The organism is Campylobacter showae CSUNSWCD (assembly GCF_000313615.1).
GTDB classification, from domain to species: Bacteria; Campylobacterota; Campylobacteria; order Campylobacterales; family Campylobacteraceae; genus Campylobacter_A; species Campylobacter_A showae_A.
Genome location: NZ_AMZQ01000005.1, coordinates 117325 through 141333, shown reverse-complemented (window position 1 = coordinate 141333; position 24009 = coordinate 117325). Strand labels below are relative to the sequence as shown.

Annotated in this window: 22 protein-coding genes; 2 read left to right on the top strand and 20 right to left on the bottom strand. The window is 47.1% G+C overall.

Annotation, left to right across the window (positions count from 1 at the left end):
• Window positions 1-98 precede the first annotated feature (98 nt).
• Window positions 99-3629, top strand: a complete 3531-nt coding sequence (locus CSUNSWCD_RS04050; protein WP_009494383.1) for a hypothetical protein — start codon at window positions 99-101, stop codon at window positions 3627-3629.
• A gap of 196 nt (window positions 3630-3825) precedes the next feature.
• Here CSUNSWCD_RS04050 and CSUNSWCD_RS04045 read toward each other — a convergent pair whose 3' ends face one another.
• The 9 genes from CSUNSWCD_RS04045 to mltG all read right to left on the bottom strand — a co-directional run bounded on the left by CSUNSWCD_RS04045 (window position 3826) and on the right by mltG (window position 12471).
• The gene (locus tag CSUNSWCD_RS04045) at window positions 3826-4305 is read right to left on the bottom strand and encodes a flavodoxin domain-containing protein (protein ID WP_009494381.1); all 480 of its coding nucleotides are present in this window, start codon (window positions 4303-4305) and stop codon (window positions 3826-3828) included.
• 80 nt (window positions 4306-4385) lie between these two features.
• A complete protein-coding gene (locus CSUNSWCD_RS04040; RefSeq protein ID WP_009494380.1) occupies window positions 4386-4946 on the bottom strand; it encodes a 2-oxoacid:acceptor oxidoreductase family protein in 561 nt (186 codons plus the stop codon).
• On the bottom strand, window positions 4943-5788 hold the full coding sequence (locus CSUNSWCD_RS04035) for a 2-oxoglutarate ferredoxin oxidoreductase subunit beta (RefSeq protein ID WP_009494379.1): 846 nt from the start codon (window positions 5786-5788) through the stop codon (window positions 4943-4945). The genes CSUNSWCD_RS04040 and CSUNSWCD_RS04035 overlap by 4 nt, the downstream gene beginning before the upstream one ends.
• On the bottom strand, window positions 5788-6939 hold the full coding sequence (locus tag CSUNSWCD_RS04030; RefSeq protein ID WP_009494378.1) for a 2-oxoglutarate synthase subunit alpha: 1152 nt from the start codon (window positions 6937-6939) through the stop codon (window positions 5788-5790). Before CSUNSWCD_RS04030 ends, CSUNSWCD_RS04035 begins: the two co-directional genes overlap by 1 nt.
• Window positions 6936-7247, bottom strand: a complete 312-nt coding sequence (locus CSUNSWCD_RS04025; RefSeq protein ID WP_009494377.1) for a 4Fe-4S binding protein — start codon at window positions 7245-7247, stop codon at window positions 6936-6938. The genes CSUNSWCD_RS04030 and CSUNSWCD_RS04025 overlap by 4 nt, the downstream gene beginning before the upstream one ends.
• Window positions 7248-7559: 312 nt before the next feature.
• On the bottom strand, window positions 7560-8324 hold the full coding sequence (locus CSUNSWCD_RS04015) for an NlpC/P60 family protein (protein ID WP_009494375.1): 765 nt from the start codon (window positions 8322-8324) through the stop codon (window positions 7560-7562).
• Between the two features lie 3 nt (window positions 8325-8327).
• Window positions 8328-9215, bottom strand: a complete 888-nt coding sequence (locus CSUNSWCD_RS04010; RefSeq protein WP_009494374.1) for a lactate/malate family dehydrogenase — start codon at window positions 9213-9215, stop codon at window positions 8328-8330.
• Window positions 9216-9227: 12 nt separating this feature from the next.
• Window positions 9228-11444 (bottom strand): NADP-dependent isocitrate dehydrogenase, encoded by a 2217-nt coding sequence (locus CSUNSWCD_RS04005; RefSeq protein ID WP_009494373.1) that lies wholly within the window; start codon window positions 11442-11444, stop codon window positions 9228-9230.
• Between the two features lie 64 nt (window positions 11445-11508).
• The gene (gene mltG / locus CSUNSWCD_RS04000; protein WP_208853713.1) at window positions 11509-12471 is read right to left on the bottom strand and encodes an endolytic transglycosylase MltG; all 963 of its coding nucleotides are present in this window, start codon (window positions 12469-12471) and stop codon (window positions 11509-11511) included.
• Here mltG and CSUNSWCD_RS03995 point away from each other — a divergent pair.
• Window positions 12401-14950, top strand: a complete 2550-nt coding sequence (locus CSUNSWCD_RS03995) for a YhdP family protein (RefSeq protein ID WP_009494371.1) — start codon at window positions 12401-12403, stop codon at window positions 14948-14950. The two genes, mltG and CSUNSWCD_RS03995, sit on opposite strands and share 71 nt — an antisense overlap.
• A 484-nt stretch (window positions 14951-15434) precedes the next feature.
• Here CSUNSWCD_RS03995 and CSUNSWCD_RS03985 read toward each other — a convergent pair whose 3' ends face one another.
• The 11 genes from CSUNSWCD_RS03985 to nikR all read right to left on the bottom strand — a co-directional run bounded on the left by CSUNSWCD_RS03985 (window position 15435) and on the right by nikR (window position 24005).
• Window positions 15435-15980 (bottom strand): hypothetical protein, encoded by a 546-nt coding sequence (locus CSUNSWCD_RS03985; protein WP_009494368.1) that lies wholly within the window; start codon window positions 15978-15980, stop codon window positions 15435-15437.
• A 56-nt stretch (window positions 15981-16036) separates the two neighbouring features.
• On the bottom strand, window positions 16037-16327 hold the full coding sequence (locus CSUNSWCD_RS03980) for a hypothetical protein (protein ID WP_009494367.1): 291 nt from the start codon (window positions 16325-16327) through the stop codon (window positions 16037-16039).
• Between the two features lie 135 nt (window positions 16328-16462).
• Window positions 16463-16804 (bottom strand): hydrogenase maturation nickel metallochaperone HypA, encoded by a 342-nt coding sequence (gene hypA, locus CSUNSWCD_RS03975; protein ID WP_034964314.1) that lies wholly within the window; start codon window positions 16802-16804, stop codon window positions 16463-16465.
• 145 nt (window positions 16805-16949) lie between these two features.
• The gene (hypE, locus tag CSUNSWCD_RS03970) at window positions 16950-17999 is read right to left on the bottom strand and encodes a hydrogenase expression/formation protein HypE (RefSeq protein ID WP_009494365.1); all 1050 of its coding nucleotides are present in this window, start codon (window positions 17997-17999) and stop codon (window positions 16950-16952) included.
• A gap of 12 nt (window positions 18000-18011) precedes the next feature.
• Window positions 18012-19109, bottom strand: a complete 1098-nt coding sequence (hypD, locus tag CSUNSWCD_RS03965; RefSeq protein WP_009494364.1) for a hydrogenase formation protein HypD — start codon at window positions 19107-19109, stop codon at window positions 18012-18014.
• Window positions 19106-19420 carry a HypC/HybG/HupF family hydrogenase formation chaperone gene (locus tag CSUNSWCD_RS03960; protein ID WP_009494363.1) on the bottom strand — a complete coding sequence of 105 codons (315 nt, stop codon included), beginning with the start codon at window positions 19418-19420 and terminating at the stop codon, window positions 19106-19108. Before CSUNSWCD_RS03960 ends, hypD begins: the two co-directional genes overlap by 4 nt.
• The gene (gene hypB / locus CSUNSWCD_RS03955; protein ID WP_009494362.1) at window positions 19420-20226 is read right to left on the bottom strand and encodes a hydrogenase nickel incorporation protein HypB; all 807 of its coding nucleotides are present in this window, start codon (window positions 20224-20226) and stop codon (window positions 19420-19422) included. Before hypB ends, CSUNSWCD_RS03960 begins: the two co-directional genes overlap by 1 nt.
• Before the next feature lie 238 nt (window positions 20227-20464).
• On the bottom strand, window positions 20465-20992 hold the full coding sequence (locus CSUNSWCD_RS03950; RefSeq protein ID WP_009494360.1) for a GDYXXLXY domain-containing protein: 528 nt from the start codon (window positions 20990-20992) through the stop codon (window positions 20465-20467).
• Window positions 20989-22272, bottom strand: coding sequence for a DUF2157 domain-containing protein (locus CSUNSWCD_RS03945; RefSeq protein WP_009494359.1), 1284 nt, complete (start codon window positions 22270-22272; stop codon window positions 20989-20991). The genes CSUNSWCD_RS03950 and CSUNSWCD_RS03945 overlap by 4 nt, the downstream gene beginning before the upstream one ends.
• A gap of 4 nt (window positions 22273-22276) precedes the next feature.
• Window positions 22277-23461 carry a Na+/H+ antiporter NhaA gene (gene nhaA / locus CSUNSWCD_RS03940; RefSeq protein WP_034964312.1) on the bottom strand — a complete coding sequence of 395 codons (1185 nt, stop codon included), beginning with the start codon at window positions 23459-23461 and terminating at the stop codon, window positions 22277-22279.
• A 130-nt stretch (window positions 23462-23591) separates the two neighbouring features.
• Complete coding sequence (nikR, locus tag CSUNSWCD_RS03935; protein WP_009494356.1) at window positions 23592-24005, bottom strand: nickel-responsive transcriptional regulator NikR; 414 nt, start codon at window positions 24003-24005, stop codon at window positions 23592-23594.
• Window positions 24006-24009: the final 4 nt, after the last annotated feature.

The window sequence follows — 24009 nt, the reverse complement described above, 5'->3', positions numbered from 1 at the left end:
ATAAAATATTAAGTTTTATTTTTATACTTATGCTATATAATAATAAAATTTTAAATATTCCATACGTATATTTAAAAATACAACTTAAAGGCGTGAAAATGTCTTTAACCAAGTCACAAATTTCAGGACTTTATGTTGCCTTATTTGGCAGATCTAGCGAAGGAGCGGGCAATGAAGCCTGGCTAAAATCGGCAAATGCTAAAAATTTAAATTTATCCAGCGTTGCAAATTTGATGTTGGATACGACGGCGTCGAAGGAGTTTTTCGGCAAAAGCCTGGAGAGCAACGAAAATTTCATCAAGCATATTTATGCAACATTGTTAAACAAGGATGAAAATACCGACGTCGGCGGAAAAGCAGGCTGGATAAACATGCTAAATAATACAAACGACGGAGGTCAAGTCGTAAGCGAGATCTTAAAAGCGGCGCTAAACCCGGTCCACGCGCAAAGCTCGGATGCCGCCACTAGAGACGCGCACAAAACACTGATAAACAAAATCATCGCCTCAAACGTCGTAGCCGATAGCGTACAAGACGTACCGGACGGCGATATAAAAACCGCTTTAAATTCTTTTTTAAAAATAAACGACGCTATAACGGCGACATCCTCCGCTCAGGATATAAAAAACGTTATCATAAACAACAAATCAAATTTGACGCTAGGTAACTCAAAACTAGACGAATCGCTAAGCAAAAACGATAAAATATCCGTAATATCGCAAGTAACAGGAAAAAGCGAAAGCGAGATAAAAAGTCAATTTCCAAACTACGATAAAGATTATGTCCCTACTCCGGAGCCAAAACCAGATCCCAAACCGGAGCCAAAACCCGACCCTGATCCCATCATCGAAAAAACCGATGTTAAGACGTTTTTGGAAAAAGCTGCAAGTATTACCGACGAAAGCACTTCGTTTATCATAGAAGACGAAGCGGGAAATATACAAAACAATATAGATAAAATCGCCTCAAATTTAAAATACGTCCTATCTATTAAATTTAGCGGCAGCTTTACGCTAGACGCCAGCAAGGCTACTACGGTGCTACTAAACAAAATTTCCGAAGGTAAAATTTGGCTACATAACGTAACGAGCGATCATCTAAATTTGATAAAAAGCAGTTCGGTAGAGAAATTTTTTATAGACGATAGTAAAGATTTTACGTTAGATATCGCTACTTTTATATCGTTAAAAGACAAGATCGCAAATCTCGATAAATTAGTATTAAAAGATACTTCGGAAAATATTGTTAAAAACTTTGACTATATAAAATCCCATATAAATAGTATCAAGACTCTAGATAGTACCGATAATGCAAAGATAAATTTCATAAAAGCACAATACGACGCCGTAAAAGACGTAGTATCTAAGGACGACAAAGATAACGGAGTGTATGAGGTCAATGAACAGACCGGCAAAGCAGCCATGAAACCGATCGACGTAAAAGACGGCAAGGCCTTTACCTGGGAATACTCAAACGACACGACGGGCGTAACGTATAGGATAGAATTTGGCAAAAGAGACGCTCAGCCTGAGGGCTCGGATATAAAAGTAGATATGCCGGACGGTAAATTTTATAACGGCGAAAATATGATCAAGGACTACAAGATCTCAGCCTATAAAATTTACGAAAAAGACGGCTACAAAGTAACTGAAGAATACACGCCTAGCACCTCGAAATCAGGCGATATCACTAGAGATAAATTTGACGACAAAGGCGTGCTGGAAGAAAAAATCTTAGAAAGATCCAGTGGCGAAAAACTCACCCTAACCTACAATGACGGCAAACTAAGCTATGCTAGCAAAACAGATCCAAAATACGCAAATACCGATATAAACTTCGAGATCAGCAAAGATAGCGAAAATCTGGACTACAAAGGTAAGCTATATCTAAACGCAAGCTCGCCAGAACACTTAGGCACTCTTACGCCGAGTTTCAACTACAAAGGCAAAGTCACAGTAACAGATAGCGCGCTAGATACGAAATGGACCGCCGATATCGGAAAAGACGAAGTGGTCTACCGAGCGTACGACGGACGATTCTCGGATGACGTAACGCTAGTGTCAAAGGCTGCATATACAGTCAATAGCAGCTATGGAGTCGATACTTTTGATATAGCCCAGACCCTGCAAGAAAATGCAAATTTGAAAAAAATAAGCATCAACGCCGACACGAACAATCTATCAAACGGCTCAAAAATGGCGGTACTAGACAACGCTCAAGATAAAATCACGCTTCCATCAAACATCACTGAGCTAACAAGAGCGCAAGAGGGCGTAAATCAAGAAAATATCGAGGAGAAGCTATCTACGCTCGGAGTCGGTAAGGCGCAGTATTTCTTGCAAAACGTAGGAGAAAATAAATTTAATGCCTATATGGCGCTAAATACCGACGGCGTAGAGGGCTATCAAAAGGATAGCGATACCTTGATAGAGGTAAAAGATGTCGAATCTAGAAGCTATTTTACAGGGATAAAAGAAGGCGCAACTTCGATTTATAAGAAATTAACGCCTGATTTTACCACTCCGACTCCGTCTAGTTTTGAAGATGCGGCAGCTAAAGACGTAATAGACGGAAAATCTAAAATCTGGGAATACGAAGATACGGTGGCTAACAAGGCGTACCAAACAGTCTTTGAAAAGGCGCAAGACGAAAATAGTGGGTTTAAATTTGCACAAGGAGTATTTTTCGATAAAAACGAAAAGGTGCTAAATACTACGGGCTGGCAAACTAGAGCAAAGGTCTACGAGATAGACAAATCTACTCCAAACGTCGAGATCGTAAAAGCCCTAAGCAATAATGAAGGTGGTAGGGTTACCCAAACCATCACAAAAACCTACGACGCTTCAAACAAGCTAATAAAGCAGGTATTACAAGACTCTTCGTACAGTCAAAACGACAAAACCGTAGACGTAACCTACGAAAACGAACAGATAAAATCGGCTACAATAAAAAGCGCAGAATATGCCAATAAAACGGTAAAATTTGACGTTAGCTCAGATAATGAAGCTTCGATGCTAACGACAAAATCGCCACTTACGATGGATTTATCTAAGCCTTGGGATCTAAGCCCGTTAAGCGACGTAACAAAAGGACTTAAAGGTACTGCGACTATAACCGACAAAGCGCTAGATAAAAAAGCCGTAGCCCAGATCGGAGATACGCAAACGACGTTTAAAATCTATGAAAATATAAACTCGGATAAAATAACTCTCATCTCAAAAGCCCAGGGAAATAACGGATCGTTTTTGAGCAAAGAGGAATTTGATCTCAAAGAAACTATCGCTCAAAATACGGATCAAAAAGAGATATCGATAGAATCGGGTACGGGTATGATGAAAATATCTAAAAACGAAAAAATCAAACTGCCTGAAAATATCAATAAAATTTCAAAAGCAGCAGACGGCACGGATTCGTCAAATTTGACGGAAAAGCTCGCAAATTTGAAAAACGGCGAAGGCGCTTATTTCTTAGAAAACGTAGGAGCGGATAAATTTAATGCATATCTGGCGCTAAATACGGACGGAGAAGAAGGCTATCAGGATGGCAGCGACACTCTAGTCAAAATCTCCGGCGTAGCTTACGGCGCAGGATTTAGCGACGTAGACGGCGGATACACGACGTTAAGCTAAACTTAAAACTAAAAGGGGCTAAATTTGGCCCCTTTTTTACATCTTGCTTTTTTCGCTAATTTACTATCAAATTTGAGTCATTGTCGCAAGCGCCAAATTTTGCCGTCGCCGTTAACTAATAAATTTAATGTCGTGAGTAGAAAAAGGTCGTCCGCTCCGCAAATTTAACGAGCGAAGCGGCGGGAAGTAGGGTAAATTAAAAATTTGACTTGTTTTCCTCGATCCATTTGTCGATGCGTTTTGCGTAGTTTTCGTCGCCCTTAATGTCAAGCGCTAGGCCGATAAATTTGCCGTTTAGTAAAAACGCTGAGTGGTTAAATTTATATCCGTCCACGTCGCTAGCGCCAAAAATTTGCGCATCTTTTAGATACGGCAGGAAATCCACCGCGCCGCTAAAAAGAGTTTGCGGGTGGTTGGCTTGATTTCCGATAGCTACGATGGCTACTTTTTTGCCTTTGCTTCCTGCTTTTAAAAGCGGCAGTTTCTCCGCCCAGTCAGACTGCAACTCGCCGTCGCCGTAGCTAGGCGCTGCTGCGATGATGACGTCAAATTTAGCAAAATCCTCCGCCCCGGCGCTCTTTACGTCTATTAGCTGCGCTCCTATTTTGTCCGCTAGGTAATCGCACGCGCTCTTTGTGTGCCCCTTTGTCGTCGTGTAAAAAATCCCAACGCTCATTTCGTTCTCCTTAAAATTACATAAATTAATACCTGAATTATAACGAAATGATACTTAATCTATCTTATTTTATCACGCTTTTATTTGTCGTTTTCTATGCAAATTTTGGCGTATTTAATTCCCAGCTCATATGCTTTTTCATTTTCACCGTAGACTTTTTTAGGCACTTTTGAGAGCATTACGCGTTTAACTAGCTCAGTATCTAGGCAGCCACTCATCTGCACGGCGACGGCGAGCGCGACGACGCTTTGGGTTATTACGTTGCCGACCTCGTCTTTGGCGATGGAGATGATTGGTATCTCGTAAATTTTCCAACGCTTTTTATCCTCGTCGCTAGCGCGAACCAAATTTGGCTCCACGACGATGATGCCGCCCTCTTTTACTCCGTCTTTAAACTGCTCAAAGCTAACCTGCGCGGTAGCTAGCATAAACTCGATCTCGCCCTCGTTTGCGTACGGATAAAAAATCTCGCGCTCGCTCAAAATGATATCGACCTTCGTCGGCCCGCCGCGTACCTGCGAGGTGTAGGTCGAGGCTTTGATGCCGTATCCGCCCTCCTTGATTTTAGCTGCCGCCAAAATCTCGCCCGCCAAAATCACGCCCTGACCGCCCACTCCGACAAATCTTAATTGCCTTTTCATTTTAGCGCTCCAAAGTCGATTTTCTCGCCGTCTCTGGCGGCTTTTATCACCATGTCGTAGGCCTTGGTGTACTCCATGCGCGACTCGTCTTTATGCAGCACTCCGAGCGGAAATTTACCCCCCTGCTCATCCTCGCTCATCGCGTCAAATTTAGCCTTGCTCACCGTGCGATCGTCGATCCATTCGAGCATTTGCGTAGCTTGGCCCATTTTGTTTTTGCGGCCTAGATTTATGTGACAGTTTGAAAATACGTCAAAAAAGCTGTATCCGTCGTGCTCAAAGCCCTCGGCAAATATCTTTTCCAGCTTTGAGGGCTCTATCACGCTGCTGCGCGCTACAAAGGTCGCTCCTGCGGCGGTTGCGAGCTTGCACGCGTCGAAATTTGGATCGATGTTGCCGTATTGCGCCGTCACTGTCCAAAAGCCAGTCGGCGTGGTCGGGCTGGTTTGAGAGTTTGTTAGGCCGTAGATGAAATTATTTATCAAAACGTGGTTTAAATTTATATTTCTACGGCATCCGTGGATCGTGTGATTGCCTCCTATTGCGAGTCCGTCGCCGTCGCCGGTTACCACGATGACGTGTTTATCGGGATTTGCCAGCTTGATACCCGTAGCGTAGGCGATCGCGCGCCCGTGCGTGGTGTGAACGGTGTTGCAGTTGATATATGAGCTAAAGCGCCCAGAGCAGCCGATGCCAGATACCACGCACACGTCGTTCATGTCCCAGCCGAGCTTGTCGATTGCGCGGATTAGCGCCTTTAGTATCACGCCGTCGCCGCAGCCCCAGCACCACAGAGTCGGCATTTTGTCCGTGCGTAGGTAGTTATCGTAGTTAAATGCCATCAAAATTCTCCTATTTTTTGCGCGATTTCTTGCGGGCTGATCGGACGACCGTTGGCTTTTAGCAGCGTCTTAAAGTCCTCTCTTAGCGTAGCTTTGATTATCTCTCCTGTGTACTGGCCTAAATTTAACTCGCAGATCAAAATTTTGCTAAATTTAGCCGAGATCTCGCGTAGTTTTTCGCTCGGCGTCGGAAATAGCGTAATAGGTTTAAAAAGCCCTACTTTCACGCCCTTTTCGCGTAAATTTAGCACTGCCTCTTTTGCCGAGCGGGCCACGGAGCCAAACGCGATAATGCAAATATCCGCATCATCTAGCATAAACTCCTCCCAGAGCTCAAGCTCGTGCGCGTGTGCATTTATTTTGTTAAAAAGGCGCTTGATGTTGTAGTCCACGACTGCGCCGTCCTCTGTCGGAAAGCCCGTCTCGCCGTGATGTAGGCCTGTGACGTGATAGCGGTAACCGCCGAAAAATTTATTTAGCGTAGCGGGCTCGTCGGGAGCTGCTTTGTATGGACGGTAGTCTGCAGGGTCGCCGCCAAACTGCTTGCGCGAGTAGATTTCTAGCTCGCTAATCTGCGGCAGCACGGCCTTTGCATGCATGTGCCCGATCGTCTCATCCAGCAGTAAAAACACGGGCGTCATAAACCGCTCGGCGAGATTAAACGCGCGAACGGTCTGCGTATAGCACTCCTCTAGGCTAGATGGCGCGATAACGATGCTGTTTACGTCGCCGTGAGTCGGGTTTTTCGCCTGGAGCAAATCACCCTGCGCCACGCGAGTAGGCAACCCCGTGCTGGGCCCACCGCGCATGACGTTTACGATCACTAGCGGCACCTCCGCGATAAACCCTAGCCCGATCTGCTCGGCCTTTAGCGAGATGCCCGGACCCGAGCTTGCCGTCATTGCCTTTGCTCCGCTCATCGAAGCTCCCAGTGCCACCGAGATACCCGCGATCTCGTCCTCCATCTGGATAAATTTGCCGCCGTGCTTTGGCAGCAGTACGCTTAGCTCGTGTGCGATCTCACTACTTGGCGTGATCGGGTAACCGCCAAAAAAGTTACACCCGCACTCCACCGCCGCAAGCGCGACTAGCTCGTTTCCACTAGCGATGACCTCTCTTTTGCCGCCGTTATTATTTAAAAGCTCGCTCATAACCCAGCCTCTAATTTTTCAAATTTGTTCTCTTTTACGGCGGTCGCGCGCTCTTTACTTTGGGCAGTTAGTTTGGCAAATTTAAAGCCCTTTTCCGCCACGTAAATCGCAAAATCGGGACAGTGCAGCTCGCACTCGCGGCACCCGATACAGGCCTCCGGGTGTACTACTTCGATCGTTTTGCCTAGCACCGCGCACGGCTCGACGGCCATCGCCAGCACGCCCGCAGGACAGCAGCTCACGCAGATATCGCACGCCTTACAGCGCGAGATATCGACCCAGACGGGGGCGTCAGTTTTTATCAGCATATTTTTCCTTATCAAATTTAACTCATAACAATAATTTTATAGCATTTAAGTTAAATTTGGTATTTAAAGCGCAGGGCAAAGTAAAATTTTGAAGATTTTTTGCATAAAAGCGAGCAAATTTGAAACGCCCGTGCGGATGTTTTTGTGCTTATTGGCTCAAATTTAACGACTATTGCGGCAAATTCGTCGAAAGGAAAATTAAATTTGCAGTCGATGGGTAATTTAAAAGTCAAATTTACCGCCGTCTATCCGTAAAATTTGATACGAATTTATACAGATGCGACGGCAAATTTTAAAGCATTAAAGTTAACTTTACTTTCTCCTTACGCCAGCTTTGCCAAATCCCGCAAATCTATTTGACGCAAGACACGACGCATTGTTATTTTTGCAAGATACGATGTAGGAATTTAACTCTTTTTCACCCTTTTTACGCGTATTTTTATTTTTTAGATTCATAAAATTAACCGCATTTTTACCTCTTGAGTTATGCGTAAAACCTACAGTGCCGTCTTTTTCGACGCTACTTACAATACCTACATGAGTGACGATTTTGGTTTTTTTGTTATTTTTCATGCTTCTAGTCGTGTTGTTGAAAAATATCAAATCCCCAACCTTTGGGTTGTCAAACGCAATTAAATTTTTACTCTCGTAAAGTTTAAACATAGCTTCGCTTTTTAGTTTGTGCTTGGTGTAAAACTTATCAAGCTCTTTTTCATCAAAAAGGTCTAGTTCTAGTTTTTTATTTACGAGCGTTACAAAACCCGAGCAGTCGCCGCCGTCTCTCTTACCTATATATCCTTGTAGGAGATTTAGCAGAGCCGTATCTTTTGCATTGAATCTGTCGTCGCTTTTGTCTAGAAAAGCTCGACCTCCCAAATTCTGGATTTCATTCTTTTCTAGTAAAGTCGCGACTTTGATTTGATTTTTTTCTTTCGGCGCTAAAGTCTGAATTTTACTTTGCTTTATCGGTATCGTATTTTTGGGAGTGCTTGACGAAACGTTAGCGCAGCCTGAAATAAAAGTCGCCAAAAATAGCGCGCAAATTTGATTCGTTTTTATCTTGGATTTTATAAACATCGGCTACGCGATTACCCCGCTTTCTTTTAAAAATTTGATATTTACGGCAGTTTGCGATTCGCCTTTTTCAAGAGCCGCTTTTTCCTCCGCACTTGATTGCTTGATCTCGCGCACGCCGCCCTTGCCTAGCTTAACGAGCCTGCCGCCCGCGCACTCGCCCTCTATCACGCAGCAGCTTAGCCACTGTTCGCTACCGGTTTTTATCGCCTCACACATCTTGACCGCAGCCGCGCCCGGAGCGTAGTATGCCGACGTGCCAAGCAGCTTAACTATCTTTGCACCGCCCGTTTTGGCCTCCTGCGCTACCGCGTCAAATTCGCCGCCCAGATCCACGCTCACGTTGCTTTGTAGCGCGACCATATCGTCGTTGTGAGAGCCTATGATGTGCGCGCTAAAGGCGCTGTTTTTTAGCCCCGTTTTTTGAGAGATCTCGTATTTTAGGCGCGCAGAGTCTAGTTCGCCAGCCATCCCTAGCACCCTACTTTTATCAAAACCGCTCGTTTTATAGACTAGATACGTGAGCGCGTCAAGCGGATTTGTTACGTTTATGATGACGCAGTTTGGGGCAAATTTGGCGATTTTCTCCACCGTGCCTTTTACGATGCCCGCGTTTTTTAGCAGCAAATCCTCTCTAGTCTGCCCCTCTTTTCTAGGGCTTCCGGCGGTCACGACCACGATGTCGCTATCCTTAATCAACGAAAAATCATCCCCGCCAGCGACGCTCACATCAAGACCAAAAACCGCCGCGCTCTGAGATAGATCGATTGCCTTTGCGCGCGCCACATCGCCAAATATATCCACCAGCGCGATCTCGTCTGCGATGCCTCTTAGCAAAATAGCGCTAGCCGCGCTCGCGCCTACGTTTCCAGCTCCGATAACTGAAATTTTCATTTTTTTCCTTTTTTATAAAATTTGATTTTGTAAAATTTGATTAAACATCACGCTCGGCCTCATCGCCGCGCTTGCCTTTTTATCGTCTGGCTTATAGTATCCGCCGAGATCGACTTTTTGTCCTTGCGCCGCGTTTATTTGAGCCACTATCGTGCTCTCGTTTTGCGCGAGATTTTGGGCGACGAGTTTAAATTTATCGCCCAGCTGCGTACCGCTAGCGGCAAGCTCGCTCGCCCAATAAAGCGCGATATAAAAATGGCTCGTGCGCGTATCTAGCTGCAAGGCTTCAAACCGCGGAACTTTGTTTTCTTTTAGATAGCGCTCTACGGCCGCGTTTAGCGTATCTGCTAAAATTTGCGCCTCAGGGCTTTGTTTAAAACCTGCCAGCTGCTCGAGACTAGCGCCTAGAGCCAAAAACTCGCCCAGGCTATCCCAGCTTAGGTGATTTTGCTCTAGTAGCTGCTCGGCGAGCCTTGGCGCACTGCCTCCCGCCCCCGTTTCAAAGATACTTCCGCCCTCTAGTAGCGGCACGACCGAGAGCATCTTGGCGCTAGTTTCAAGCTCCAAGATCGGAAAAAGATCGGTCAGATAGTCGCGCAGGACGTTGCCCGTGACGCTGATGCAGTCCTCGCCGCGTCTGATGATCTCAAGCGACTTTTTACAAGCTACCGCGGGAGAGAGAATCTCTATATCAAGCCCGCTCGCATCCGAGCTAGCTAGCTGCGCTTTTACTTTTTTTAGGATTTCTCGGTCGTGAGCTCTGTTTTCGTCCAGCCAAAATATCGCCTTTTGCCCCGTGATTTTCGCGCGTTTTAGCGCCAGCTCGACCCAGTTTCGCACGGCGATATCTTTAACCTGCGTCATCCTAAATATATCGCCTTTTTCTAACTCAAATTTAAATAAAATTTCGCCTTTTTCATTTAGCACGCACGCCTCGCCCGCTTCGCTCATTACGAAGGTCTTATCGTGGCTGCCGTACTCCTCGGCCTTTTTAGCCATTAGCCCGACGTTTGAGACGCTGCCGATTTTAGCGGGATCTAGCGCGCCATTTGCCTTGATATCGGCGATCGAGGCCTCGTAAACGACAGCGTAGGTTTTATCTGGTATCACGGCTTTTGTTTCGCGTAGCACACCATCTTTGTCCCACATTTTGCCGCCGTTTTTTATCATCGCGGGCATCGAGGCGTCGATAATAATGTCGCTAGGTACGTGTAAATTTGTAACGCCTGCAGCCGAGTTCACCATCGCCAAATTTGGCCTTGTGGCGTAAATGTCATCAAATTTGGCCTTGATCTTTTCCTGCGTAGCTTGAGGTAAATTTAAAATCCGCGCAAAAAGGTCTTTTAGTCCGTTGTTTTCGCTGACATTTACGCTTTTTAGCTCGCTTTCAAACTCCTCAAAAACCTCCGCGAAAAAATTCTTTACAAAATGCCCGAAAATCACGGGATCGCTCACCTTCATCATCGAGGCTTTTAGATGGACGCTAAAGAGCAAATTTTTTGCTTTCGCGTCCGCAATTTGCTCCTTTATAAAGGCGTCCAGCTTGCTTGCGCTCATAAAGCTAGCGTCGATTATATCGCCCTTTTCTACCGCTAAATTTTCTTTTAGTATGCGTTTTTCGCCACTTTTTGAGATAAACTCGACGCGTAAATTTTCATCCGCTTCAAAGCTAATCGAACGCTCGGAGGAGTAAAAATCTCCGCCCTTCATATAGGCTACTTCGGTTTTGCTATCTTTTTCAAAAGGGGTGATTTTGTACGGATTTTCTCGGGCGTAGCGTTTTACCGCACCGACGCATCTGCGGTCTGAGTTGCCCTCGCGCAGCACCGGATTTACCGCGCTTCCTAGCACTTTGGCGTACCTAGCGGCTGCGTCTTTTTCCTCCGGCGTTTTTGGCTCGGACGGGTATGGCGGCAGATCGTAGCCTTTGGCGCGAAGCTCCGTGATAGCGGCGTTTAGTTGAGGCAAGCTTGCCGAGATGTTTGGTAGCTTAATTATATTCGCGCGCTTTTCTTGCGTCAAATTTCGCAGCATCTCCAGGTCGTCGCTCACGCGTTGATCTGGCGGCAGCTTGTCGTTAAAAGCGGCGATGATCCGCGCGGCTAGCCCTATGTCGGCCTGGGCTATCTCTATGCCGCCCGCGCGCAAAAACGCCTGCAGGATCGGAAACAGCGAGTAGCTGGCAAGCAGCGGGGATTCGTCGGTTCTAGTATAAACGATGTCGCTCATCTTTTCTCCTAATTAAATTTCGCAAAATCTTATCCAAATTTATATTAAAACGCCTTTTAGCGCGCTATTTTTGGGAGTTTATCGTGCCCACGTGCTCATCGTAAGTGACGCTAAATTTATGCTTGCCCGTCTTTTTATCGCGAACGAAGTACAAAAACTCGCTCTGCGCGGGCCTTATCGCCGCCCTTATCGCAGCTAATCCCACGGTACAGACGGGACTTGGCGGCAGGCCTTCGTTTAGATAGGTGTTAAATTTACTCTTATCGCTTCGTATGCGCTCGGCCGTGACCGTCTCGTGCGAGTAGAGTCCGTAGTTTAGCGTACCGTCCATTTGCAGCTTCATGCCATTTTTTAGGCGGTTTTGGATGACGGAGGCGACGAGGGGCATCTCATCCTCGTTCGCGGCTTCTTTTTGCACGACCGAGGCAGTTACGAGATACTCGCTCCAGCGCTTCTCGTCGTAGTTTCCAAGTAGCTCGGTAGCCGTTTTTTCGTGGGATTTTTTAGATAAATTTACGAGGTGTGCCGCTAGCTGCTCTTCGTTTACGCCAAGGGGCACTTTATAGGTTTCTGGCACCAAAAAGCCGTCTTCTAGCGGGGCAAATTTGGCGTAAAATTCATTTAGCTTCGTCTCGCTCAAATTTAGCTTTTTTGCAACCTCTTGCAAAAACACGGCCGTCGTTTCGCCAGGAATCAGCGTTATTTGCGTTAGGGCCGCCTTTGCGGTCGTGAGCTTGTATAAAAAATCAAGCTTGCTAAGCTTTGCCGCGCCCAGGTCTATCCAGCCTGCTTGCACATGCCCCATAGCGCGCAAGATCACGGCGTCGAATTTATTAGCGTCCGTATTTTTTTCGCTTAGATATGATATAATCCCAAGCGTACTGCCCTGAGGCACGAAAATGACCTCGCTCACGCTCACCGGGCGGCTAAGATAAACAAGAAAGCTCAGAAAAAATATGAAAATCATCTCGCTGATAATGAAGAAAATTTGGCGCATTTTGATCCCTGCGGTTTTGATATTCGTCATTTTTATAGCCGTCCTAAAACACGGCGTCGAGATAGAAAATATCGACGCGGGCGACTTTAAAATAGAGCAATTATATATAAAACTCGATAAAAAAATAATTTTACGCGCGAAAAATATAGAGATACCTAAACAAAGCGCCAAGGATAGCTCCGAGGAAGCGCTACTAGACCTCTCCAAAAACATCGTCTGGATCGACAGGCTGTTTGATGAAATTTTACTTGAGAGCGTCAAATTTTTAAACAGCGAGTCCACGCTATTTTACAGAGACGACGTTTTTTATCTAGATAGCCCGTTTTTGGCGGTTAGCTCAAATTTCAAAGACACCGACGACGGCATAACCGCAAACATCTATCTGCTCGAGTTTAAGGACTTTAACATCACTTTAAGCGGCGTTAGCAATGCCGATTTGAGGCGTCAAATTTACGATTTTAACGGTACTTTTTCTAGCCACGAACTAAACGGAAATGCCGCTATAAATCTCAAAAAAAGCGAGCTATCATACGAGCTAAGCGACATAAACGCGACTAGCCTAAGTGGCTTTATGGACGAACTGGGCGCAAAAACTGGGCTAGATAAAGAGATAAAAAGCTGGATCTACGGCTACGTCACGGCGGATAACTACTTCGTAAAATCGCTTCGGGGTAGATTTGACCTAAACAAGCAAGAACCCTATCTAAACGAGCTTAGCGCGCAGGGATTTTCTAAAAACGTAAAGGTTAAATTTCACGAAAAGCTACCCGCCGCGACCGCCGAAGGGGTCGATGTCGAGCTAAAGAAAGGCTCGCTATTTTTCACGCTAAAAAACCCAAAATGGCAGGGCAAAAATCTAAACGGAAGCAATCTTGAAATCTATAAAATTTTCGAGGATAAAGGCGCCGGGCTCACGCTAAATCTGCAAACCTCGGCTCTCTACGACAAAAGCGTAAACTCCATACTAAAGGCCTACGATATCGAGGTTCCTGTTGAGCAGCTAAGCGGCAAAACCGACGCCAAACTTGCGCTTGATATCAAATTTGACCCGCTAGAGGTGACGCCTAAGGGCAAATTTAAGATCACCGGCGGACAGACTCTGATCGCGGGTGCTAAATTTAATGTCGAAACCGCAGACGTCGAGCTTTTAAACGACAAGCTAAAGGTAAACGCGAAAAATACGGGGATGGATTTTTTTAGCGCGGATGCGGCAGTAAATCTCGATCTAGGCAAGCTCGCAGGCGACATAAACGGCACGCTAAAAGGGCTAAATTTGGCATTTGGCAAGAGCGAAATTTTAAAACTGGGCGCGACGCCGTTTGCGGCTAGGCTTGATTTTAGCAGCAAGGATACAAAGCTAGATATCGCGTCTCCGGCGGCCGTAGGTTTAAAATTCGGCGCGCAAAACGAGATAAATTTACCCGACTCGCGCGATCTACTGCCCTACTCGCCGCTGCTAAAAAGCCTAAAAATATCAGAAGGCGGCGTAAATATAAAAACCAAGGATTTTGAAAATCTTAGCATCGAGGCTAACGGCGTTAAATTTGAAACGCCGCTACTTAAAAAAGACGGCTCGCCGTATGACGCCGATAGCTTTACCATCGACGTAAACGCCAAGGGCGCAACGGGCAAGAGCAAAAGCGGCGGTCTAAATTTTAAAATCGCGGGCGGCAAGACAGAGCTTTTTATAAAGGAGCTTGATCTGGCGCTTAGCGGAGATGAAAATTTGGCCGACAAAGACGGCGACATCGAGTTTGAGGCCAAGGGTTCGAAGCTGATTTTAAATGATTTCAACGCGACTCTAGACCTGCTAGCCTACAGCGGCCAGAGTGCTGGCGGGATGGTGAGATTTGACGCAAAGCCCGCTCGCGGCAACTTTTCTCTCATAAAATCGGACAAAAAATTTGAAATGTGGGCAAACGACATCAGAGGCGAGTTTATCAACTCGATTTTTAACATCAAAAGCTTTAAGGGCGGCAGCTTTAAAATGCGCGTTTTAGGCGGCAGTACCGATGATTTTAAGGGCGAAGTAAGGCTAATCGGAGCCACGCTAAAAGACTACACGTTTTACAACCAGCTTCTCACGTTTTTAAACTCCGTACCCTCGCTACTCGTGTTTAAGACACCGGATTTTGGCGCAGATGGGTATCCCGTGAAATTTGGCAAAATTTTATTTGAGAAAAAGGCAGATGTACTAAAGTTTCTAGCCATCGAGCTAGAGAGCTCAAGTGCCGATATCGGCGGTCACGGAACGATAAATCTCGCAACCAAAGAGATAGATGTGGATCTGGAGCTAAAGCTGCTAAAAGACGCTAGCTCCATCATCGACAAAATCCCGCTCATAAATCAGATCGTGCTAGGCAAAGACCGCACGCTCTCGACAGTCATCAAGGTGCGCGGAACTCTGCAAAAGCCGCAGTACTCGACGCAAATCCTGCAAGACGCGCTACTTTCGCCGTTTAAGATAATCAGAAACGTACTTGAAGCGCCGTTTTTGATATTTGAGTAAATTTGACGAGCCGCAAGCCTCTGCGCCGCTAGTTTGCGGGTTAAATTTGAAGCCAAATTTGATACCCCGCGCAGCTCGACTGTGCAAGACGTTCGCGGGCTATTGGCAAATTTAATCAAAATTATAGCAAAACAGCGCGCGGTTAAATACGACAAAAACAGCATTTCCGCGCGAAAAACTAAGTCAAATATAAAGCCCAAAATCGCAGCGATATCACGCACCGCAAAATAAAAAATCGTATCCGCTCCAAATTTGACAAAAGCGAAGCTAGAAACAGAAAAATAAACAAGGCGTAGATGTAGTGTAGGCTTGCTAAATGCACTTAAAGCCAAAACAGCAGCAATAAACATATCGCGCCAGTAGTAGATTTTTGTATGCTTTTTACAAATTTACGGCTAGTTTTGGTGCTCGGCGCTATCTTGCCTAGATTGCGGTTTATCGTCAAATTTACCACTAGCGGCTCGGGCGTTTTGCGGCGTCAAATTTAGCTTTTGATCTCATCGTCAAAAAGCTCGCGAACGTCCACCCAAAAGCTTTCGGGCATAAAAATCGGCGAGTCCAAAATCTCAAGTAGGCCGTCCCTAAAAGATAAAAACTCCGCGACTCTTTGGAGTCTGTCAACGGTTTTTAGGCTCATGTCCGCTAGCCGCAGCACCTTTACGAGCTGCATTTTATCAGCCGTCCACTCGGCAAATGCCAAAAACTGCGAATCGTCCGAAAACGTAAAACACGCCGTAGCCTGCTCGCTAAGTAAAATTTGCTCAATCTCGCCGCTTTGGCTAAATTTTACGTTTTCGCTCTCGCCACCGTTTTCTTTGCGCTTCAAATTTAAATCCTGCGCCTCAGCGCTCGCGTCGCCGCTAAATCCGCTTTGCAAATTTATGCTGCCTCGCAAAAGCTCCGCGCTCGCGTAAAGCCGTAGCTCGCCAAAACTCGGCGCGCCCATGGCTATCTCATGACCATCAAATTCCGCGCTAAATTTACCGTCCGCGCTGCACTCTTTCGCGCTGTAACTCCAAGCAGGACCCATTTATTTCCTTTCAAATTTATCCGCGCATTTGCCTGTGCTGCGCAAATCTCGCGGTCTCACGGCTCAAAATCAAAGCAGTAAAATTCATCCGCCTCGTCCCAAAGCTCCCCTAGAGAGCGCCCGTCTATCTGCGGCGCGGCGTAGAGTTCTTGCAATGTGGCAAAATACCGCTCGCCGCTCGCATTTGCGCCGGATTCGTCCGCGCATCTTTGAAACGAGCAGCGATCCGCATAGGTGATGATTATATATTCTGCACCGCGCAGATGAAAGCTAAGCTCGGGCTTGCCGCCCTGGGCTACGCATTTTAGCAGCATTTGCTCTATGGTTTTAAATGAGTATTTAGGCATTTGGCTTCTTTTTAAATTTATTTTGCCGCGTTTTAAAGAGTGGAAAACGCGTCAAATTTGACGCGTTTTTAGAAGTAAATTTTAAAAACCGACTCAAATTTAAACATCAAATTTGAGCTAAAATTTGCGGCAAAATCACCGCATCTCAAGGCGCATGAGGTGCATATCCTCGCCGCCCGTGACCTCGAGCTCCTGTGAACCGCAAACCGGGCAAGTAAAGTTGTTTTCGCTAAGCTCGCCGCTAAAACCGCAGCTTTTGCACTCCACGGCGACGTTTTGCACGATAATTGCAAGCTCGGCATTTTCGCAGATCGTGCCGGTTTTATAGACTTCAAATGCACTTTCTAGATAGTGAGGCTCGACGCCGCTTAGCCGCCCGATACGCACTTCAAGACGCACAACCTCTTTCGCGCCGTTTGCGGCGGCGTTTTTCTCGCAGAGCGCCACTAGGCTTTGCACTATGCTTAGTTCATGCATCGGATTTCCTTGATTGCGGACGGAGCGGATTTTATTTGCACGGATGCACTCAAGACGTAAATTTGATAAATTTTGCGAGCCGACTCCCGTGCCGTACAAGCCCAAAAATATTGCGCACTTAAATTTGATCTATCCATTGCCGAGCCTAGCATATTCGAGGCAACAGCTCGCCCTTTGGCGCTTCTAAAAAGCGCTTCGAGCCGTATGCGTTTTGCAAGATGACGCGGCCGTTTGCAGCACATAAAATCTCGCCGATCAAAGCCGCGTTAGCGTCAAATTTGCGTAAAATCTCAAGCGCGCGCGCCTCGTCTTTTTCATCGACGGCTAGCACGAAGGTACCCTCGTTTGCTAGCTCGTAAGGTTCAAAACCAAACAACTCGCAAACGCCAGTTACTTCGTCGCTAACCTTGATATCCTCCTCGCGCACGAGGATGTCTAGGCCGCTAAATTTCGCCCATTCGTTTAGCACCGCCGAGAGTCCGCCGCGCGTCGCGTCGCGCATACAAAGGGGCTTCACGCCGCCTTCTATCAGCGCCTTTACCACGCCCACTAGCGCTTTGCAGTCGCTTTTTAGCTCGCTTTGCAGATCGAGCTCCTCGCGGCTAGCCAGCACCACCGCGCCGTGCCTGCCCACGTCGCCCGAGACCAGGATCTTTGCGCCCGCGCGCAGGCTTTTTAGCTCCACACCCTCACAGACGATCTCGCCGATACCGCTCGTGTTGATAAAAATTTTATCGCATTTGCCACGCGGCACGACCTTCGTATCGCCGCAAACTATCCGCACGCCGTTTTCGCGAGCGACCGCGGCTAGCGAGCCTAGCACGCGCTCTAGCTCGGCTATTTCTAGGCCCTCCTCGACGATGAGCGCACAGCTTAGGTATTTTGCCTCGGCACCCACCATAACTAGGTCGTTTATCGTGCCGCATGCGGCGATCTTGCCGATGTCGCCGCCGTTAAAAAATATCGGCGTAACCACGAAACTATCGGTGCTAAAGGCTAGCTTGCCGTTAAATTTAGGCGTCAAATTTGCCGAGTCGTCAGCGTTTTCGTCTGCGCGAAAATCGCTGAAATTTAGTATCGCACTGTCGTTGCTCTCGCGCAAAATTTCGTTGTCAAATATCCTAAAAATCGTCTCGTTTATGAGCGAGTTCATCTCCTCGCCGCCGCCGCCGTGGCTTAGCATTATCTTGCTCAAATTTGCCTCCTCTTAGCCCGCGCTTTTGACGTCGCCGTATTTGTAGTATGCCGCGCACGCGCCCTCGCTAGAAACCATACACGAGCCCACGGGAGTTTTTGGCGTACAGGCTTTGGCGAAAATTTTGCAGTCAAACGGCTTTGCTCGCCCGCGTAAAATTTCAGGGCAGATACAGGCCTTGCTCTCACCTTTGCTTTGCACGCTGCAGTCAAATTTGACCCTCGCGTCAAGCTCGGCGTACTCGGAGCGCAGCTTCATACCGCTTTGCGCGATCACGCCAAGACCGCGCCACGAGAAGTCGCACGGCTCGAAAAACTCCTCTATGAGCGACTTTGCTTTTTGATTGCCCTCGCGTGTGACGACTCTGGCGTACTCGTTATAGACCTCGTGCATGCCTGCGTTTTGCTGGCGGACGAGGTTTAGGATACCGTCCATCAGATCAAGCGGTTCAAACCCGCTAACCGCGATAGGTTTTTTATACTCCGCCGCGATGCTCTCGTAGATGCCATATCCCGTGATCACGCTCACGTGGCTAGGCCCCAAAAATGCGTCGATCTTGACGTCTTTGTCATTTAGGATCGCTCGCACGGGTGCGGGGACGGTAACATGATTTATGTGAAAAAATAGATTTTTTAGCCCGAGTTCTAGCGTCTTTTGGACTAAATTTGCGCTCATAGGCGTCGTCGTCTCAAACCCGATCGCGAAAAATATCACGCTCTTTTCGGGATTTTCGCGCGCGATTTTGATACAGTCTAGCGGGCTATATAGTGCTCTGATGTCACAACCTTCGCCACGCAGCTTTTGCAGGCTGGTGTTTGAGCCCGGGACTCTCATCATATCGGCTAGAGTGCACAGGATGGTGCCTGGCATCTGGGCTAGCTTTATCGCCTCATCTATGCGGCTCCTTGGCATCACGCATACGGGACAGCCGGGGCCGTGGACGAAATTTATATGCTCGCCCACTAGCTGAGGTAGGCCAAATTTCATGATCGAGTGCGTATGTCCCCCGCAAATTTCCATGATATTTAGCGGTTTTACGCTCTCTTTTTTTATGAGTTTTGAAAGCGCTAAAATAAGCTCTTTATCGCGAAAATCATTGATTAGATTCACGCTTTTTCCTTTGCGTTTGGCTCATTTGCCGCCGCTTGCATGGCGCTTAGTCCCGCGTCGCCCTCGTCCGCGCTGATCTCGCCGCTTTGCATATCTTTGGCGATTTGGCGGTAGATTTCGATACTCTCTAGTGCAAATTTCGTATCGATTTTTTCCATCGCGTAGCCGACGTGGATGAGTACGTATTCGCCCACGGCTACGGGCTCGGCGATGAGATCGAGGCTCACGCGGCGACTCACGCCTAGCGTCTCGACGGTAGCGACGTTATCTTCGTCGATTGAGACCACTTTTGAAGGGATTGAGAGGCACATTATCTAAGCTCTTTTTTAAATTTTAAGAAATTTAGCCACTTCTCCATACCTTCGCCCGTTTTTGCGTCTAGCTCGATTACATCAACCTTCGGATTTAGCTTGCGAGCCTCTTTGACGACTTTTTTCACGTCAAATTCAAAATGCGGCAACAGCGAAGTTTTGGTTATCACGATGAGATCGGCGGCGCGAAACATCACGGGGTATTTAGCTACCTTGTCGTCGCCTTCAGGTACTGATAGCAGCACGACGTTAAAGTGCGAGCCCACGTCGTAGCTAGCCGGGCAAACGAGGTTGCCGACGTTTTCAACGAAAACTATATCAAGGCCCTCTAGTGGCAGATGATGAAGCCCCTCGTGCACCATAAAGGCATCGAGATGACATGCCTGCCCGGTCGTGATTTGGTGGGCTTTGCCGCCAGCTTTTATAATGCGGTCGGCGTCTTGGTTGGTTTCTAGATCGCCCTCGACGACGCCGATTTTAAATTTACCGCTTTTTATCGTGGCTTCTAGTAGCGTTGTTTTGCCGCTGCCGGGGCTGCTCATGAGATTTATGCATAAAATCCCGTGCTCGTCCAAGTGAGCGCGGTTGTGCGCGGCCTCTTCGTCGTTTTGGGATAAAATTTTCGTTATAACTTCGACCGTTTTGCTCTCGTTTAGCGCAGGGTGCGCGTGGCCGTGGCTATGCTCGTGAGCCGCGCCGTGTCCGTGTTCGGCGCCGTGATCGTGAGCGTGCGAGTGAGTCGTGCCGTCAGCATGAGTGTGGGTGTGGTCGTGCCCACCCAGCGAGCATCCGCAATCTTTACACATTTTGTTTCTCCTTAGCGATTTTTTGGGGTTATTATACTCTTAGATGTTAAAATCTCGCTTTAGTTTCATACCTTGCGGATATTATTTCGTTGCATTTTATTTATATTTTGAGATTTTTACGGTAGCGGCGAGGTGGGTCAAATTTGACTCAAATTTAAGCCGCGTTAAATTTGAAGCACTAGGCTAAATTTGAGTTCAGATAAACCAAATCAAATTTAGCTCCTCTTTGCCGATAAATTTAATGCTTGCTAGACTCGCCCGCGTTTGATTTTTCTAGCACGATATCTTTGATGCGAGCTTTGCCGTTATCCATCACGCTAATTACGGCGGTGGCGTTAAACTCCATCATATCTCGCTCCATCTGCTGCGCCTTTTTAGGTGGCATGAAAAAGGCCTCTATACCGAAATTTGCGGTATTATAATCAACTCTGCCCGCTAAAAACGTCCCGCCGCTAGGCCGCTCGAAGCTATATTGGTCAAATTTATACCTGCCGTCTTTGTCCTGCTTTAAGATAGCGTAAATTTTACTACCGTGCAGCTGCTGCCTTTTGCTCAAATTTGAGTCTCTTTTGTCCAGCTCGTAAACGCCCGCAAAGCCGTAGCTAAGGCGCACGTAATCGCCTCGAAGCATATCGCGCGGATCGTAAAGAGTAGTTTGCAGCAAGATCTCTTTGCCAAAATATATCGGCGCATACGCATACGCAAGCATCGCGATCACGGCTAAAATTTGAAATACCGCGGCGGCAAAAATCAGCTTTAGTTTCATCTCGCGCTCCTTTTTTTAGAGATCCTAGATACCCCGAGCACCACCAGCGCAAATACCAAAAACAGCGCGCTAGCACTGACGTAATCACCAACTAGATCGACATATCGCACAAACGCCACCCAAAAGATGAGCGCGATGCCAAATTTCATATTATTTTGCTTTATAAGAGTGACTGCGACGCAAACGCCGATGAGCGAAAACACGCCCTCCTCGTAGCCCGCAAACGCGTCTAAGATAAACGGTAGCGCCAGTAAAAGCGCTCCGACTGTTGCGGCGGCATATTTTTTAAAGTAAAACGCAAGTCCCAAAGAGGCCGCGCAAAAAGCCGTAAACAACGCTCCAAACACGCTTTTTAAAAATGTAACGCCGTTTAAAACATTTTCGTAATTCTGGGCGCCGTAAGACCACGGACGCGAAAAATGCAAGTCCTCGTAAAGCGACATATCAAAACACAAGATGCCAGCGCCGCAGACGATGCCGACGGTTTTGAGATAAAACGCGAGTTCAAATTTACCCACCCTCTCAAGCAAAAACGAAGCGCAAACGGCTAGCAAGCAGTAGCTAAGCGCAAAAAAATGAACGCCGTAAAACGCGTCGTCCACGCGCAAATCCGTCATAAAATACCGCTCGTAAAGCACGAAAGATACGATATAAGTAAACACGCTAGCAAAAAGCGCGCCCGTAAGCAGCCGCGAATCGTCGCGCCAAAGCACCGCAGCCGAAGCTACGATAAATAGCAAAAATCCGTGCGAAACGCCGCTAAACTCAAACTCCATCAAAAACCAAACAAGCCCTAAAATAAGAGCCTGAAGCGTGATGATGGATTTGCGCGTAGCAAGTCCGAGCGCCAAAGCTCCGACCGCCCACAGCAGCACGCCGTTTGGCATATGCTCGCCTAGATGGTAAATTTGCGCGACTAAAACGATCGCCGCGCCGTAGCAGAAGTTACCCAGGAAAAACAGCGTCGTAGCCTGCGTCTCTTTACCGTTTTTTTGCGCCAAAACTCCGCTAAAATTTACCGCCGCGAGTATGCCAAGTACTATGATTAGCCTCACAGCGCGCGGCAGCTCCTCCCAGTTTGCGCCTACAAGCGTAAATAGCGAAAGCGCCAAAAACAAATATGCTACGAGCTTTAATATAAAGCTTCGCCGCTCGTTTGCGCCCGATAAATCTATATCGTATCTAGCAGCTATCTTGCGCGCCGCCTCGTCGCTTATTAGCCCGTCCTCTCGCCATTTCGTAAGCTCGTCCGCGAGAAAATTTTTATGAAATATCATCATTTTTCTACTCCACGCATTTCATTATCCTGTGTCGCCCTGCCCAGTAGAGCACCGCATAGCCCGCCGCACCCGAGATCACCGATGCGATTAGCACGGCTAGCTTATCGGCGTATGCAAACTCATAGGTGTCGTGATAGGAAAGCGAATTTATAAAAAGACTCATCGTAAAGCCGATACCGGTAAGCAAGCAAAGGCCGTAAAACTGCGCAAGGTTGCAGTATTTTGGTAGCTTTGCTAGCTTAAATTTGATCGCAAGAAAGCAAAATCCAAATACCCCAAGCTGCTTGCCCGCAAACAGCCCCAGTATGACGCCTAGCGACACGGGGTGGAAAATCTGCTCCAGTCCGATGCCTTTTAGCGAGATACCAGCGTTTACAAAGGCAAACACCGGCAGCACGAAAAAGGCGACGTAACCGTGCAAGTCGTACTCGATCTGTTTTAGCATCGAGCCCTCGCCGTCTTTTGCCTTAAGCGGTATGAAAAATGCCGCCACGACGCCCGCTAGCGTCGCGTGCACGCCTGATTTTAGCACGCTCACCCAAAGGATAATGCCCAAAATCATGTAGCAGGCTTTTTTATTTACGCCGGCTAAATTTAAGGCTAAAAGCCCCAAAGTAGCCGCTCCGGCAACCATAAACGATACAGCAGATAGATGTCCGCTGTAAAATATCGCCATTATCAAAATCGCGCAAACGTCGTCGATGATAGAGAGCGTCACGAGAAAAATTTTAAGACTCGCCGGCACTCTTTTACCAAGGATCATTATAAGCCCCAGCGCAAACGCCGTATCCGTCGCAGTCGGGATAGCCCAGCCTTTTAGCGCGAAAGCATCGGCGTGGTTAAACGCGTAAAAAACGAGCGCGGGCATGACGATACCGCCTGCCGCACCTACGATAGGTAGCACGATCTGAGCGGGATTTCGCATCTCGCCCTCGACTATCTCGCGCTTTAGCTCAAGCCCCAAAAGAAAGAAAAAAACCGCCATGAGCCCGTCGTTTACCCACAAAATAAGCGGCTTTTGCAGGCTAAATTCGCCAAAAACCACGCCCATATTTATGCGCAAAAAGGAGTTGTAAAATTCGCTTAAAAAGCCGTTTTGAAATATCATCGCAAAAATCGCGGCAAGTATGAGCAAAATACCCGAACTAGCCTCGTTTTGGACGAAATTTTTAAAAGAGATATGTTTCAAATTTAACCTTGAAATAAAAATAGTGATGAATCCTGATAATTTTAGCGTTAAAGAGATAAATGCGTGATAAAAGAGAGACTTTTGCGGGCAAATTTGATATGGCTTATCAAGCTTGCCCGCATTTTAAGCGTTACGAGTGTGGGACGGCGGCCTTGGTTAGTTTTGAAAATTTAACCCCTTTTAGTCCGCCCATTTTTTCGGAAAATTTCTCGATAGCTCCCGCTTTACCGCGCAGTATCAGAGTCTCGAGGCAGTTGTCGTGATCTATGTGGACGTGAGTCGTGCAGGCGATGTGCAAATTTGCCTGGTGTTCGATGTCCATCATTTTCACGACGAGGTCGTTTTGGTGGTGCAAATAAATGAGCGTCAAAACGCCGATGAGATCTTCGTCGGCATCCTTCCAGCTGTCATTTACTATTTTTTCCCTAATCAGATCGCGAGTAAATTCGCTTCTTGAAGCATAGCCCTGAGCGCCTATTTTATTGTCGAGTTCGTCTAATAACTGCTTAGGCAATGAGACGCTGAATCTTATGATGTTTTCCATCGCT

Coding starts and splice junctions, on each gene's coding strand:
- CSUNSWCD_RS04040 (WP_009494380.1), bottom strand. CDS start 4,946: ATGAAAAGGCAATTAAGATTTGTCGGAGTGGGCGGTCAGGGCGTGATT.
- CSUNSWCD_RS04010 (WP_009494374.1), bottom strand. CDS start 9,215: ATGAAAATTTCAGTTATCGGAGCTGGAAACGTAGGCGCGAGCGCGGCT.
- hypB (WP_009494362.1), bottom strand. CDS start 20,226: ATGTGTAAAGATTGCGGATGCTCGCTGGGTGGGCACGACCACACCCAC.
- CSUNSWCD_RS04035 (WP_009494379.1), bottom strand. CDS start 5,788: ATGGCATTTAACTACGATAACTACCTACGCACGGACAAAATGCCGACT.
- CSUNSWCD_RS03950 (WP_009494360.1), bottom strand. CDS start 20,992: ATGAAACTAAAGCTGATTTTTGCCGCCGCGGTATTTCAAATTTTAGCC.
- nikR (WP_009494356.1), bottom strand. CDS start 24,005: ATGGAAAACATCATAAGATTCAGCGTCTCATTGCCTAAGCAGTTATTA.
- CSUNSWCD_RS04045 (WP_009494381.1), bottom strand. CDS start 4,305: ATGAGCGTTGGGATTTTTTACACGACGACAAAGGGGCACACAAAGAGC.
- CSUNSWCD_RS04050 (WP_009494383.1), top strand. CDS start 99: ATGTCTTTAACCAAGTCACAAATTTCAGGACTTTATGTTGCCTTATTT.
- CSUNSWCD_RS03995 (WP_009494371.1), top strand. CDS start 12,401: ATGAAAATCATCTCGCTGATAATGAAGAAAATTTGGCGCATTTTGATC.
- CSUNSWCD_RS03980 (WP_009494367.1), bottom strand. CDS start 16,327: ATGCCTAAATACTCATTTAAAACCATAGAGCAAATGCTGCTAAAATGC.
- CSUNSWCD_RS03960 (WP_009494363.1), bottom strand. CDS start 19,420: ATGTGCCTCTCAATCCCTTCAAAAGTGGTCTCAATCGACGAAGATAAC.
- CSUNSWCD_RS04005 (WP_009494373.1), bottom strand. CDS start 11,444: ATGAGCGACATCGTTTATACTAGAACCGACGAATCCCCGCTGCTTGCC.
- CSUNSWCD_RS03985 (WP_009494368.1), bottom strand. CDS start 15,980: ATGGGTCCTGCTTGGAGTTACAGCGCGAAAGAGTGCAGCGCGGACGGT.
- CSUNSWCD_RS04015 (WP_009494375.1), bottom strand. CDS start 8,324: ATGTTTATAAAATCCAAGATAAAAACGAATCAAATTTGCGCGCTATTT.
- hypA (WP_034964314.1), bottom strand. CDS start 16,804: ATGCATGAACTAAGCATAGTGCAAAGCCTAGTGGCGCTCTGCGAGAAA.
- CSUNSWCD_RS03945 (WP_009494359.1), bottom strand. CDS start 22,272: ATGATGATATTTCATAAAAATTTTCTCGCGGACGAGCTTACGAAATGG.
- CSUNSWCD_RS04030 (WP_009494378.1), bottom strand. CDS start 6,939: ATGAGCGAGCTTTTAAATAATAACGGCGGCAAAAGAGAGGTCATCGCT.
- CSUNSWCD_RS04025 (WP_009494377.1), bottom strand. CDS start 7,247: ATGCTGATAAAAACTGACGCCCCCGTCTGGGTCGATATCTCGCGCTGT.
- mltG (WP_208853713.1), bottom strand. CDS start 12,471: ATGACGAATATCAAAACCGCAGGGATCAAAATGCGCCAAATTTTCTTC.